The sequence below is a fragment of the Halomonas sp. SIMBA_159 genome, from assembly GCF_046536035.1.
GTDB classification, from domain to species: Bacteria; Pseudomonadota; Gammaproteobacteria; order Pseudomonadales; family Halomonadaceae; genus Vreelandella; species Vreelandella venusta_A.
Map to the genome: position 1 here is coordinate 14,154 of NZ_JAWJBT010000011.1, position 13,421 is coordinate 27,574.

General features: G+C 53.6%; 15 protein-coding genes. 2 read left to right on the plus strand and 13 right to left on the minus strand.

All coding sequences use genetic code 11. The annotated features are described in order from the left end of the window. Window positions 1–2: 2 nt before the first annotated feature. The 12 genes from fliQ to fliF form a co-directional block, all read right to left on the minus strand. Window positions 3–272, minus strand: coding sequence for a flagellar biosynthesis protein FliQ (gene fliQ / locus R0J87_RS08515; RefSeq protein WP_404344446.1), 270 nt, complete (start codon window positions 270–272; stop codon window positions 3–5). A gap of 31 nt (window positions 273–303) precedes the next feature. Then, window positions 304–1,032, minus strand: a complete 729-nt coding sequence (gene fliP, locus R0J87_RS08520; protein ID WP_498885688.1) for a flagellar type III secretion system pore protein FliP — start codon at window positions 1,030–1,032, stop codon at window positions 304–306. A 47-nt stretch (window positions 1,033–1,079) separates the two neighbouring features. Next, window positions 1,080–1,514 (minus strand): flagellar biosynthetic protein FliO, encoded by a 435-nt coding sequence (gene fliO, locus R0J87_RS08525; protein ID WP_404464738.1) that lies wholly within the window; start codon window positions 1,512–1,514, stop codon window positions 1,080–1,082. Next, window positions 1,511–2,029, minus strand: coding sequence for a flagellar motor switch protein FliN (gene fliN / locus R0J87_RS08530; protein ID WP_498885570.1), 519 nt, complete (start codon window positions 2,027–2,029; stop codon window positions 1,511–1,513). The genes fliO and fliN overlap by 4 nt, the downstream gene beginning before the upstream one ends. Then, on the minus strand, window positions 2,026–3,081 hold the full coding sequence (gene fliM, locus R0J87_RS08535; protein ID WP_498885572.1) for a flagellar motor switch protein FliM: 1,056 nt from the start codon (window positions 3,079–3,081) through the stop codon (window positions 2,026–2,028). The genes fliN and fliM overlap by 4 nt, the downstream gene beginning before the upstream one ends. A gap of 21 nt (window positions 3,082–3,102) precedes the next feature. Continuing rightward, a complete protein-coding gene (gene fliL, locus R0J87_RS08540) occupies window positions 3,103–3,579 on the minus strand; it encodes a flagellar basal body-associated protein FliL (protein ID WP_404344451.1) in 477 nt (158 codons plus the stop codon). 160 nt (window positions 3,580–3,739) lie between these two features. Then, entirely contained in the window at window positions 3,740–5,008 is a 1,269-nt protein-coding gene (locus R0J87_RS08545) for a flagellar hook-length control protein FliK (RefSeq protein WP_498885573.1), read from the minus strand. Window positions 5,009–5,030: 22 nt separating this feature from the next. Next, window positions 5,031–5,483: a flagellar export protein FliJ gene (gene fliJ / locus R0J87_RS08550; protein ID WP_498885575.1), complete on the minus strand. Its 453-nt coding sequence runs from the start codon at window positions 5,481–5,483 to the stop codon at window positions 5,031–5,033. Further along, window positions 5,484–6,872 (minus strand): flagellar protein export ATPase FliI, encoded by a 1,389-nt coding sequence (gene fliI / locus R0J87_RS08555; RefSeq protein WP_498885576.1) that lies wholly within the window; start codon window positions 6,870–6,872, stop codon window positions 5,484–5,486. Between the two features lie 4 nt (window positions 6,873–6,876). Further along, window positions 6,877–7,626: a flagellar assembly protein FliH gene (locus R0J87_RS08560; RefSeq protein WP_498885577.1), complete on the minus strand. Its 750-nt coding sequence runs from the start codon at window positions 7,624–7,626 to the stop codon at window positions 6,877–6,879. Further along, entirely contained in the window at window positions 7,619–8,623 is a 1,005-nt protein-coding gene (gene fliG, locus R0J87_RS08565; RefSeq protein ID WP_404344456.1) for a flagellar motor switch protein FliG, read from the minus strand. Before fliG ends, R0J87_RS08560 begins: the two co-directional genes overlap by 8 nt. Beyond that, window positions 8,616–10,361 carry a flagellar basal-body MS-ring/collar protein FliF gene (fliF, locus tag R0J87_RS08570; RefSeq protein WP_498885580.1) on the minus strand — a complete coding sequence of 582 codons (1,746 nt, stop codon included), beginning with the start codon at window positions 10,359–10,361 and terminating at the stop codon, window positions 8,616–8,618. The genes fliG and fliF overlap by 8 nt, the downstream gene beginning before the upstream one ends. Window positions 10,362–10,617: 256 nt before the next feature. Between fliF and fliE the strand changes: the two genes are divergently transcribed. Next, window positions 10,618–10,944, plus strand: coding sequence for a flagellar hook-basal body complex protein FliE (gene fliE, locus R0J87_RS08575; protein WP_404344458.1), 327 nt, complete (start codon window positions 10,618–10,620; stop codon window positions 10,942–10,944). Window positions 10,945–11,038: 94 nt separating this feature from the next. Here fliE and R0J87_RS08580 read toward each other — a convergent pair whose 3' ends face one another. Beyond that, the gene (locus R0J87_RS08580; RefSeq protein WP_498885581.1) at window positions 11,039–11,395 is read right to left on the minus strand and encodes a flagellar protein FlaG; all 357 of its coding nucleotides are present in this window, start codon (window positions 11,393–11,395) and stop codon (window positions 11,039–11,041) included. Window positions 11,396–11,660: 265 nt separating this feature from the next. Here R0J87_RS08580 and R0J87_RS08585 point away from each other — a divergent pair, with 265 nt between their 5' ends. Next, window positions 11,661–13,352: an HD domain-containing phosphohydrolase gene (locus R0J87_RS08585; protein ID WP_498885583.1), complete on the plus strand. Its 1,692-nt coding sequence runs from the start codon at window positions 11,661–11,663 to the stop codon at window positions 13,350–13,352. Window positions 13,353–13,421: the final 69 nt, after the last annotated feature.

Consider the following 13,421-nt stretch of genomic DNA (forward strand, 5'->3'; position numbering starts at 1 on the left):
GGCTACATCACCATCGCGGGAATATTGGTGAATAGTCGCGTTGTATAGTCTGTAATTAAGCCGATGAGCCAGGGGCCTGCCAGCACTAAAACGGCAAAGACGGCTAAAATTTTGGGGATAAACGTTAGCGTCATCTCGTTAATTTGAGTAGCGGCCTGAAAAAGGCTGACGATTAAGCCGGTAAACAGTGCGGCTAACAATATGGGGGCCGCCAAAAAAAGCGTCACGCGCATACCTTGATAAGCGACACTCATCACCATTTCAGGTGTCATGGATAGATACTCCTCGCCGCGCCTTGCGACATTAAAGCATATAAAAACTTTCTGCTAACGAGCCAATAATCAGTTGCCATCCATCTACTAGGACGAAGAGCATGAGCTTAAATGGCAGTGAAATAGTGATGGGCGGAACCATCATCATTCCTAAAGCCATTAAGACGCTTGCTACCACCAGATCAATAATTAAAAAGGGAATAAAGATAGTAAAGCCAATTTGAAAAGCGGTTTTGAGTTCGCTGGTCACAAAAGAGGGCAACAAGACACGCATGGGAAGATCTTCTGGACCTTGCATCGGTCCGATATCCGCTAAACGCACAAAGAGTGCCAGGTCCGGTTCGCGTGTCTGCGCGAGCATAAATTCGCGGAAGGGCAGTTGGGCACGAAGTAGAAACTCTTCAAAGTTAATCACTTCGTCGGTCAACGGCACCCAGGCGGTGTCGTAAACCTGGTTGAGTACGGGCGACATAATAAAAAACGTTAAAAAAAGCGCAATACCCAATAGCACTTGGTTAGGAGGGGTTGCTTGTGTGCCCATCGCTGTTCTGAGCAAACTAAGCACAATGATGATGCGAGTAAAGCTGGTCATCATGAGTAGCATCGCGGGCAAGAAGGCCAGCGAGCTTAAGAACAGCAGTGTCTGTAATGAGAGAGACCACTGCTGACCTCCGCCTTCCGTTGGCTGAGAGACTAATCCAGGTAGCTGCTGGGCGTCGGCAGGGAAGGCCAGTAGGCAACAGGCGATGAGAATACTCATCAGCCACCATTGACGCGAGGTGGGCCAGGCAAAATGCTGAGCGTATGTCATGATGATTGCTGAGAGTCTGAAGAGGAGTTGTCGCTTTTACCACGGCTATTGGCCAGTGCGCTGGCTAAACGCTGAGAAAAGCGGGTCGATGGGCTTAGGGGGGTAGGTGTGCGATCAGTAGGCGCCGGGCGCTCGTGCAATTTACTAATACGGCCACCGCTGACGCCCAATACAAGCCATGTGTCTTCAATTTCGACCACTACAATACGTTCGCGTGTGCCGACAGCGGTGGTGCCAACAATGCGTAAGCGCGCACCGTCATCATGACGATGCTGCTGCCAGCGTTTGAGCAGCGATGTGCACAGCAAAATAATCGCAATCACCAACGCAAGTGCGGCAGCAGTTTTGCCTATGGCTGCCATGCCAATTAATGCCTCGCCGCCACCTAATGCATCTAGGGGGGCTTGCGCACTGGACGTTGCAACGCTCATCGATTTAATTTATGAATGCGCTCAGATGGCGTAATAATCTCGGTAATACGAATGCCGTATTTATCCTCGATTACTACGACTTCCCCTTGGGCAATCAAATAGCCATTGATGAGAATATCCATTGGTTCGCCTGCCAACCCTTCCAGCTCAATGACAGAGCCTTGCGCTAACTCTAGCAGCTGTTTGATTGTGAGCTTTGTACGGCCTAATTCAACGGTCAGCTTGACCGGAATATCCATAATCATTTCGAGATCACGGGAAGGCGCGTTACTTTGCTCTGCACTTAGAGGGCGAAAGACTTCATCGCTAGCAGACTTAGCTTGAGGCGCTTCCTTAGCCGGTTCGTCGTCTGCCTCGGGTTGTTCGGCAGCCTCTTGTTCGGCCATGGCAGCTGCCCAAGGATCCTCGTCGTCGCTGGCAGCATCTGCGTCAGACGACGGCTCTTCTTGTTCAGACATGGCTTCCGCCCAATCGTCATCAGAGACATTTTGATCGGGTTTTTTAGGGTCAGTCATGCTTTGGGTTCCTTGGCTTTCTGTCGCGTTGAACCTTTAATAAAGTCCTTGGACGATACGTTATTCATAGCAGCGTGATCGATCATACGCAGCACGCGTAATGCGCGTTGCTGGCGTTGGCTGCCATATTCACACTCCATGACAGGGACGCCGTCAACGCGTGCGGTGATAGTGCTAGGGATATCCATGGGCAGAACATCCCCTTTTTTCAGGCCCATCACATGCGCAATACGGCTGGGGATTTGCGCAAATTCTGCCACTAGCTCCACTTCGGATTGGCGTAGCTCACTGGCCATTCGGCGTGACCATGAGCCGTCACTGTCATGGTTGCTGTCATTAATAGGGTTGACGAGCAAATCGCGCAGTGGCTCGATCATGGCGTACGGCATGCAGATCTGAAAGCTACTGGTGAGGTTGCCCACTTCGATATTGAACTTGGTATTCACCACAATCTCATTGGGAGAGTTAGTGATGTTGGCAAACTTCGACTGTATCTCAGAGCGTAAGAAATTCACCTCAAGCGGGTACACCACTTTCCACGCTTCCTGATACGCATCAATGGCGAGATTGAGCAGTCGCTGAATAATCCGCTGCTCGGTATTGGTGAACTCGCGGCCATCTGACTTGGTGACGAAGCGTCCGTCTCCACCGAACAAATTATCAACCACCATAAATACCAAATTGGGCGGAAACACGACGAGCGCGGAGCCGCGTAGCGGTTTCATGGAGACAATATTTAGGTTGGTCGGTACGGGGACATTACGCGAAAAGTTACTAAAGCTCTGATAACTCACGGACTCAACGGTGATGTCCGAGCTACGTCGAATCAGGTTAAATAGCCCATTACGGAAGTAGCGTGCAAAACGTTCATTAATAAAATCAAGAGCGTGCAAACGTTCCCGGATGACCCGATGCTGCGTCGAGGGGTCATAGGGACGAATACGAGACTCGTCTTTTGTTTGAGATGACGCCGCGGAGGGCTCATCATCACCACTGACGCCTTTTAATAAGGCGTCAATTTCTTCCTGGGACAGTAGATCGTCCTGCGACATGAACGGCTCCAGTTCCCTAGGCTATTGCACAATGAATTCGGTAAACAGCACTTCCCGAAGTTCTAAAGGGGGCTGATTTTCAGTGAGAGGAACGCTCAGACGGTTGATAATCTCTTGAGCGAGCGTCTCTTTACCTTCGGTAGAGGTCAACTGATCTGCCTGCTTGCCTGACAGCAAAATCAACAGGCGGCTACGAACTTGTGGCATGTGTTCTTCAATGAGCGCTTTGCTCTGCTCGTTGCCAACACGCAGCGTAATACCTGTGTAAAGCAGTCGTGAACCATAGCGATCATCCGCTAGGTTAACGGTAAAGGGCTCAATCTGCGTAAACACCGGTGGCGTATGCTCAATCGTTTGCTGTTGAGCCTCGCCCTCTACGCTACTATCGCGCTGGTCAAGTACCAGGTAGATGGCCGCTGCTGCTCCTGCCGTAGAGAGCAAAACGAGAATAATCATTACCCAAAGCAGTTTTTTAGATCCGCCGCTTGATTCTGCCATTGTTGTTCCCATGAAGTTCACGCATGACGCTAGCCAAGCATTATGCCTAACGCGAGTGATGGTGAAGAAACGAACAGGCTTCCTTGGAGAGCCTATCTTTTGGTTTAGCTAGTTAATCTAATGACTATCATTAATATCATAACCACGCGCAGGGCGAGGCTTAAGCATAAAGGTCTACTCGGCCATCGATTGCAACAGGCGCGCTTTCCGTGATCGGTATCCCTGCCTCGCTATCTACTCCACTATCGTCTCCCATGGAGCCGGGTGTGGTGTTTTGCTGGGCAAAGGCCTGCTCGTTAGAAGTATTTTGTTCACCGACAGAAGTATCTCCCAACGAAATACCTTGCTCAGCCAGCGCTTCGCGAAGCTGGGGAATAGCTTGCTCAATCACTTGGCGAACTTGGGCATGCGCGGATAAGAAGTGTGCTTGTGCCCCATGCTCTGTCATCTTTAACGAAATAGACAGCGGGCCAAGCTCTGCTGGGTGCAGCTTCATTTGTATGTGCTGTTCACCGCCTTTCTGGGCAAACTGAATGAGTTGCTGTCCGAGCTGTGAGGGCCAGGCGGGATGAGACACAGGGGTGCCAATGGAAGAAGGCAGTGATGTACCCGTTGAGGCAGCAATAGGCTGAGATGTACCGCTAGCGCTTGGCAAATTGAACGCTAGTTCGCTACCACTGCTAAGCCGCGCAGCGGCTTCGCCAGTGCCACCGCTCACCGCCAGAGCGCTCGCCATTGCTTCGCTACTCACGTGTACGGTTTGCAGGTTCGCAGTGGTCAGCGTGCCGGACGCTGGCTGGCCATTAGCGGGAGCATTGGTGGCAGAGTGACTTGCGAGTAGCGAGGCTATCTGCTGGTTAAGCGTTTCAAGGCGTTGATTAGATCCTGTCGCCCCTGTGCTGCTGGCTAGCTGCTGATAAGCAGCAACTAGCGCGGTGGCATCTTGTTGGCTAATCGCTAACTGCTCAGCGATGGCGGCAATCGAGGTGATTTCTGCTGTGGCAGACGTCGGTTGGGCTGTCAATTCACTGAACGCCGCGACCAATGAGAGCCGGCTGGAAATTTCATCCAGCGCTGAAAGTGAGGACTCCGAGGTGACGTCAGGCACGCCTGGCAGCGTAGCCAACTGTTCAAGAGAGGGCTGTTCAGCGGTTTGCAACTGGGCGAACAGCGCTTCAAGTGCCTCTTGGTTTAGCTCAATGCCTAGTGACTCCAGCAGTGATGCGAACTCGTTCAGGGCGGCTGATTCCTGAGTGACCGGCGCTGTGCTGTAAGAGAGTTCCTGAGGAAGACGTGGCGGCCCTTCATTAGCTTGCAGCATCGCCTGTCGGAACAACCCATTCGAGAGACCCTGTGCGCCCGTTGCCTGAGAGGCCGATGCGCCACTACCCTGATTTGGGTTCGCAGAAAGTAACAATTGAATATTCATAGATACGTTTCCTAGCGCGACGCTAAAGTGGTTTATCAGACGGCTGGCGGGCAAGGCGGTTAGTGACCATGTCGTCGCTGGCTTTTTGTTCATGACGTGCCTGGTGGCGATGCTCTTCTAACAGCCGACGCGAGGCCAGTGTATCGTAAGAAGAGAGTTTGCGCTGCTCTTGCTGCCAGTGCTGCTGACTTTGTTGGACGCGTTTTTGCTGAGCGGCGAGTGCTTGCCTTGCGCGGCTAACGGCGGCATCCAGTGACGCTAAAAACTGTTGATAGTTGTACATGGTAGCGGGGTCAATGCCATCACGCATGGCTTGCTGCAAACGCTCAGCATACTCCACACGATAGCGGTTGAGGGACTGCAGCTGAGCTTCTGTCTGTTGCTGAGTTTGGCGCTCTTGAGCCAGCAGTTTTCCTGCTTGGTCGCGAGCGTCGCGGGCGAGACCTGTCAGCATGTCGAGCTGTTGATGACTCATTTAGCCTCCCACTACCGTGTGCAGGGCCTGGCGTGACTCCTCAAGCGTTGCACACTCATCAATATTTTGTTGAAGGAATCGCTCCAGTTCAGGAAAGCGATTGACGGCTTCATCCAGCCTTGGGTCATGCCCAGGGCTGTAGGCTCCTACGCTGATCAAGTCACGGTTGCGTTGATAGCGAGAAAAAATCTGTTTAAAGGTGCGTGCTTTCTGCTGTTGTTCGGGCGTGACGATGGCGGTCATCGCGCGGCTGATCGAAGCCTCTATATCGATGGCGGGGTAGTGCCCGGCTTCTGCCAGCGTTCGTGACAGCACGATATGACCGTCCAAAATAGCCCTGGCGGAGTCAGCGATAGGGTCTTGCTGGTCATCGCCTTCCGTCAACACAGTGTAAAACGCAGTAATTGAACCGCCGCCTCGTTCCGCGTTACCCGCCCGTTCTACCAAGCCAGGCAATTTGGCGAAGACGGAGGGTGGATACCCTTTAGTAGCAGGCGGTTCGCCGATGGCGAGAGCGATTTCCCGCTGAGCCATGGCATAACGCGTTAAGGAGTCCATGATCAGAAGCACATTGCGCCCTGCATCGCGAAAGCCTTCAGCAATACGCGTTGCATAGGCAGCCCCTTGTAAGCGTTGTAGCGGGGAAGTGTCGGCAGGCGCGGCGACCACCACTGCGCGTCGCCGCCCTTCAGGGCCCAAAATATTGTCGATGAAGTCCTGAACCTCACGGCCACGCTCGCCAATCAAGCCCACCACAATCACATCGGCCTGGGTATAGCGGGCCATCATCCCGAGCAGTACGGATTTACCAACGCCAGAGCCAGCGAATAGCCCCATACGTTGTCCTCGGCCGACGCTCAGTAGCGCATTGATGGCGCGAATGCCGACATCGATTTGCGACTCAATGGGTGCCCGCGACAGCGGATTGAGAGGGCGGGACTGAAGCGTTGTGCGCGGTGCTTCTTCTACGCCTTCGCGATCATCCAAGGGATTGCCGTTACCATCCAGTACGCGGCCAAGCAGGTCATCGCCTATCGGGAAGCGGCGAGCGCTATGGCCATTGCCATCGACCAGTGGTGTCACACGCGCGCCAGGCATCAGGCCGGAAATTTCCTCAAGCGGCATGAGGTAAAGCTTGTCACCAGAGAAGCCGACGACTTCTGCTTCAGCATGTTTATCGCTTTCGTTTAAACGGCCATCGGCTCCGGGAAGCTCAATTTGGCAGGCGCTGCCAACGGCCACTCTTAGTCCAACCACCTCAATGACCATACCCGTTGCCCGCACCACGCGACCGCTGGTGCGGTAATAAGGCAGCCGTCCAACGCGCTGAGTCGTGCGCTGCAGGGCTTTTTGCCATCGGTGCTGGTGTGGGCAACTGAAGTGGTTCATGGCGTTAACCTGAGGAAGGCGTGCTATGGCGTTTGCGGAGCTGGGCCTGAACGCTGTGCCAGCGACTTTCGAAGGTAGCGTCTAGTTCGCCTTGGGCGCTGGTTAAACGGCAGCCACCACGGGCTAATTGATCATCGGGTTGCAGTGTCCAGTTAGCCGCTTCTAGCTCACTCCCCAGGTGCTCTGATACCTGCTCGTGGTCAGTAGGGTTAAGCCATAGGCGTTGCTTGCCTACTAGCGGCGGCTCGGTATGCAGTAATTCTCGAACAACCGCTAAAATATGCTCGGGATGCGCTTCAAGTGCATCGCCGGCTAATTGTTTGCCCGTGGCAAGTGCGAGCTCTGCTAGATCGTGAGCAATCGTTTCGTCTATTTTTTCAAGTGCATCTGAGAACTGTTTGGCGAGCGCAGCGAGGGGTGTCACGCTTTGGCGAATCTGAGTATTCAACTCTTGAGCGGCATGTTCGCGACCTTCGCTAAGCCCTTGGGCGTAGCCCTCTTCATGTCCTCGTGCTAAGCCTGCTTGATAACCCTCTTCTTCAGCAGCTTGACGAATACGTTCGTATATTTCTTGTCGTTCTTGCTCTTCGCGAGCGCGAGCCTCTTCCGCGGCACGCCGAGCAGCTTCTACTTTGCGTTGATGCTCTGTCGGCACGGGAGCACGGTTTGTCGGCAAGGTACTGTTTGCCGTCGTCAGCTCATCCATTTGCCAGCGCCGCCAGTCGCCGTGGCGGTCAAACTCGGGGTTAGACATACTCGTCGTCTCCGCCCGCTAGGACGATTTCCCCGGAGTCTGCTAAACGGCGCACAATTTGCAGGATCGCTTTCTGTTCGGTTTCCACTTGTGAAACGCGAATGGGGCCGCGGGCTTCCATATCTTCGCGTACCAAATCGGCGGCACGCTGAGACATGTTGCGAAGGAATTTGTCCACCAGCGCATCCTGGGCACCCTTGAGCGCCACCACCAGCGAGTTGGTTTCCACTTCCTGCAGCACCATCTGAATCGCACGGTTGTCCAGGTCGAGTAGGTTCTCGAATAGGAACATCTCGTCGATAATCTTCTGGGCAAGATCTTCGCTGTGAGAGCGAACTGTTTCGATGGCCACTTCTTCTTGAGAAGAGTTCATCAGGTTAAGGATTTCCGCCGCTGTTCTTACGCCGCCCATTTTGCTGCGCTTGAGGTTTTGGCCATCCAGCATGCTGGTAAGTACTTCGGTGAGTTCCTGCAAAGCGGCGGGCTGTACGCCGCTAAAGGTAGCAATCCGGAGGACGACATCATTACGCAGCTTCTCTTCGAAGAACTCGAGGATGTCTGCTGCCTGATGGCGATCCAGGTGGACTAATATCGTTGCAATAATCTGCGGGTGCTCGTCACGAATCAGCTCGGAGACCATCGACGCTTCCATCAGGTTGAGCGCATCGATACCAGAGTTCTCGCCCGTCGTTTCGAGAATATCTTCGATCAGGCTGGTCGCGCGTTCGCTGCCCAATGCTTTGGTAAGTACCGAACGAATATGCTCGCTAGAGTTGAGGTTCAGCGCCACAAACTCTTCCGTTTCGCGGTGGAACGCTTCAAGGACGGCCTTCATATCTTCATGTGAGATCTGATGAAGCCGTGCCATTTCGGTACTGATTTCTTGCACTTCGCTGGCGCTGAGAAACTTGAAGATTTCAGCGGCGCTGTCTTCGTCCAGTGCCAGCAGGAGAATGGCGCTTTTACGCGCGCCGCTCATTTCAGCAATGCTAGTCATTGGCGTTCATCCAGCTGCGAATGATCATGGCGACCATGCGGGGATCTTCCTGGGCCATTTCTCGCAGGTCGTTAAGATTATGTTCGTAGAGTGACGTTTTACGACGGCGCTTGGGCTTGTTGCTGTAGGTATCATCGTCATCGGCGCCACCTTCACCCTCCTGCTCGTCCTCTTCACCGCCCACACTGGTGTTCAGCATGTCGCCAGGCGCCGCTGCCGCCATGACGGGAGGCTGCGTGTAGCGTTTAATGAGCGGGCGTAAAATCAGCCAATAGAGTAGCAGCGCTGCCAGTGCAACCAGCAAGTAGCGGCCTAGAGTAGCTGCCATGGCCAGATTGTCAGGATGCTGCCACCAGACAGGCTCAGCGCGGGTGTCATCGTCGCCAGCAAAGGGCGTATTCACAACCTCTACTTGGTCGCCGCGTAGCTCTGAGAACCCCATGGCCTGCTGTACTAGACGTTCGATTTGAGCAATTTCTTCTGCGCTGAGTGCTACCTGCTCAACCACGCCTTCTTCATTCGTCACATTGCGGAAATTAACGACAACCGCGGCAGATAGCCGTTGCACTTGCCCCAGCCGGTGTTGAATGTGTTCAATGCTGCGGTCGACTTCATAGTTAACCACGTCTTCTTGGCGCAAGTTGGTAAGAGCGCCTGGTTCAGTTTCCTCATCACCTTCTTCTGGCTGGTTGATGGGGGAGGGGGCAACTCCGGGAGGCGTATTGCTTAACGCCCCAGGAATGCCGGTGGCTAACGGATCTTCTCCATCGTAAGAGAGGCTAAGCTGGCGGCTACGAACCGCTGATTCATTGGGTGCCTGATTGGGGCTATAGCGCTCTGATGTTTGCTCGCGACGCGAAAAGTCTATCTGTGCAGCCACTTGCGCACGCACATTACTATTGCCCACGATTGGAGAAAGAATGTTCTCAATGCGCTGCTGGTAGGAGCGCTCTACTTCAGTGATATAGGCGAGCTGGGTGCCGTCTAGGTCACTTCCTTGGGCGCTATTAGCAGTCAACAGTCGACCATTTTGATCAACAACGGTGACATCCTCAATGGCAAGCTCTGGCACGCTGCTGGAAACCATATGCACAATGGCACTGACTTGACCTTCACCAAGAACGCGACCTGGTAAAAGGGTCAGTACGACAGAGGCTTTGGCTGGTTCACGGTCACGGATAAAGACAGACGGTTTCGCCATAGACAGGTGAACGCGCACGCTTTCAACGGGCCCTAAGGACTCAATAGAGCGAGCAAGTTCTCCCTCAAGGCCGCGCTGGAAATTGACCTGTTCAGCGAACTGGCTGATACCAAATGCCTGGGTCTCCATAAGCTCAAGGCCAAGATTGCCCCCCTGTGGAAGGCCCTGTTCGGCAAGCTGAAGCCTCAGGGTATGAACCTGATCGCTAGGCACCAGCAATGCTTGACCACCTTGGCCAAATTGGTAGGGCACGCCGCGGGTGTCTAGCTCGGTGATGATTCGACCACCGTCAGCTTCGCTTAAATTGCTATAGAGAACCCGATAGTCGGGGCTGCTGGCCCACATAAAGAGCGCCGCAATAATGGCGATAGAGGCCGCCGCCGCTACCAATACAACCACCAGCGGGTTGCCGCGCAGCTGTTTCATAGTGCGCGCCATGGCCGATGGGTTATTGGGTTCGTTCTCTACTGCTCCGCTGCGCGGGGCGCTTTGTGTCGTGCTATTTTGACGGCCTGCCGTAGCACCAGTTTCGCTCATGCGTCCCTCCATAAGGGCAGGCAAAACGGGTGTCGACCAAGGCGCATCACCAAAGAAGGCATAGGCTATATCCGTCAATCGCGGTTATCCGCTGAAATGATGAAGCGGAATTATGATGAACGCCATTATCCGGGGGGGCGTCTACCATAAATGAACGAAAAGCTTGGCTTTTTACACGCATTTGTACGTATGACGCTTTTCGTACTAGTGGTAGGCTTTAAGCATTAAATGATTTCTTGCGAATTGGGGCATGCCTATGAGTTCACCTTCAATACAGTCTGCGCTGCAGCAGATGCAGGGGCTTGCCACCCAGGCAGCTCAGCCGATTAAGGGAGAGCAAGTCTCTACGGCTGTTGGTCAGTCAGGCTTTGGCAGTGAGCTGCAAGCCTCTATTCAGCGAATCAACCGTTTACAGCAAGCGTCGAATGCTAAGGCGATGGCATTTCAGGCGGGTGAGCCTAATATCGAGCTCAATGACGTGATGGTGGATATGCAGAAGGCAAGCGTCGCTTTTCAAATGGGAATGCAAGTGCGTAACCGTTTAGTGACGGCTTACCGTGACGTGATGAATATGCAGGTATAGGGTTACAAAGTTTGCTCAGTATCATACTTATATGTTGAGAGGGCGAGCGGCTTACGCGATGCCTTGTAGTGCGATTAGCCGCTTTTTCCGGTTGCTATGCCTTAAGCGAAATCAGCCTTCCTTGCAGTTCTTCAAGCTGTTCTGCCATTAATAGCACTTCTTCTGCGGGTATTTGACGTATGACATCGCCTGTTTCGCGATCAATTACCCGGGTGATAATGCGGGAAGACTGCTCGCTGATGTCAAACTCCAGTCCGCGGGGTCTCATAACGTCATTGATGCGCTGTACGGGTTCAACCAAGGCTTCTTTTGTTGCTTGCTGAAGATCTGTCGTCTCGTCGTCGCTCGTAGAGACGTCGACTGGCAGTGGTGCGGTTTGGCGAGCAGCACGCTCTGGTAATAAGGTAGATGTCGCTATTGATGTGGCTGCATCAATGGAGAGTGGGCTCATATATAACGTTCCTCTTAAAAGTAAGCCTGTAAGGGCTGGGTAACGTAACCGCGGAAAGGCAGTGAGGCCGTTTACCGTCTGACGATGAGCCTCTTTTGAATCATATCGGCGTCCTTACCACAAACTTTATCACTTTTACTATAGACGAAAAGAAAAGTGTTATTAGCCCTATGGCGGGCATACGGCTGGTTAAAAGCTTCTGTTATGCTCTGCTGCTTTGTGATGAGTGTTAACGCATAACGCGTTTGGGGAAAGCGAGGCACGCATGGAAGTTCAGCAAGATGAGTACGAAAGCGTCACCAGTCCGTCGGCAATCAGCTCTCTTCTAAATACCATGATAGAGAGCGGTGGGGTGTCTCTTTGCCTCGCCACCCCTGATGCGAGACCTGAGCCCATTGTGCTAATGGAGCAGCATGAGGGGGATACGCTCGTCATGGACCTATCGTCCGTGGATTACCTGCTTAGCCGCCTTCAGCAGGGCGAGCAGTTTTTTTTGCGCGGCCAGTCTCAGGGCAAGGTGGTGCGAACGCCACTGCTCTCATTAACTGAGACTCGCCGGTCTGGCGGACGTTTTCTGTGTTGCAGTGACTATCCTACTACCGTCGATGTACTGCAGCGCCGAGAAGCCTACCGCGCTGAGCTCCGCATGGGCATGGTGGTTGCTGCTTCGGTCTTTGGGGGCGGTGGTGACAGCGCGTTAGGTGAGCTGCGCGACCTTTCCCAAGACGGCTGCCAGCTTGAGCTTCCGCTTACAGCCAGTGGCGTGTTGGCGGAGACTGACGAGCCGCTGAAACTTGCCTTTACCTTCCCCAACGGTACCTACTTTGAAGTTCACGGTATCGCTCGTCATCAAAAAACCGACCCTGAGCGGCACCTACTGCGCGTGGGCTTTCGGTTCACCGGCTGTACATCCGAACAAGAGCGGCAAATTTGGTACTTTGTCTGTGAGATTGAGCGAGAAGCATCGCGCTATAAGAAAGAAGTGCAGGAGGAGCGTCAGCCATCGCCGCTGTTTGAACAGCCTGGTAAGCGAGCGCCCGATACTGAGCACGTAGGGCGACGCGATATTCGCCGCTACGCGACGCCAACGGCGCGCCGCCTAGTAAAAGTGGCTGCTTATCTTGATGCACAACTGCTGCTGCTTCAGCAGGGGAGTGATATCGACTCAAGGCAGCTATCTCGCAATGCGGATCGTTTGCTTGCACTGTACGAAGAAGATCGTGAAGCGCTCTTGTTTGCTTCTCGCTGTCTCTCGCTTGAACCCTTACTCGTCAGGCATGGGATAGCCGTTGCTGTGCACCTGCTTGATTTAGTCGGTGCCAATATGCCCCGTGAGGTGCGTAAAGCAATTGTGGCCAGTGGTTTGGTACACGATTTGGGTAAAGCACTGATTCCTCAAATAGTCTTTAAGGCTCCGAATTTTGAAGCGACACATCGGCAGGCGCTTAGCGAACATGTGTCTTTACTGTTGGCGCGTTTGCACACGTGCCAGTGGCTGTCGGCCACCGTCGCTCAGGCGGTGATCGGTGGTATTAACGAGCGCCTCGACGGTAGCGGCTATCCTGAAGGGTTAACGGGGGATGATATTAACGAGCTGGCAAAAGCCAGCGCTGTGGTAGACGTGGTAGAGGCGATGCGTCGCGACCGGCCTGATCGACCGGGGCGAACTGCTCAGCAGATATACCGTCATTTACTGGCTCATCCCCATCAGTTTGATCCTCGTTGGATTAAACGCTACATAGAGCATTTTAGAGCATTGCCGGTCGGCTCATTGGCGCTGTTTTCAAGTGAACAGCTTGCTTGGATTCTGCGCTTGGATGATCGTGGTGCGCCATTGGAGGTGGTGTTGACCCAACAGCCCGAGCCGCCTATGCGCGATACATTAGGCAGTATAGTAAGCGGCGATGTCTTGGAGCGTTTGGGTAAGCCCGTTCGTGAAGTGGCGGTATCTACCTAGGTCTTTTGGCCTAGGGGCTAGCCGAATTAAAAAGTAATTAGGCGCTAAAGTCCGCAGGAGTGGCGCCGA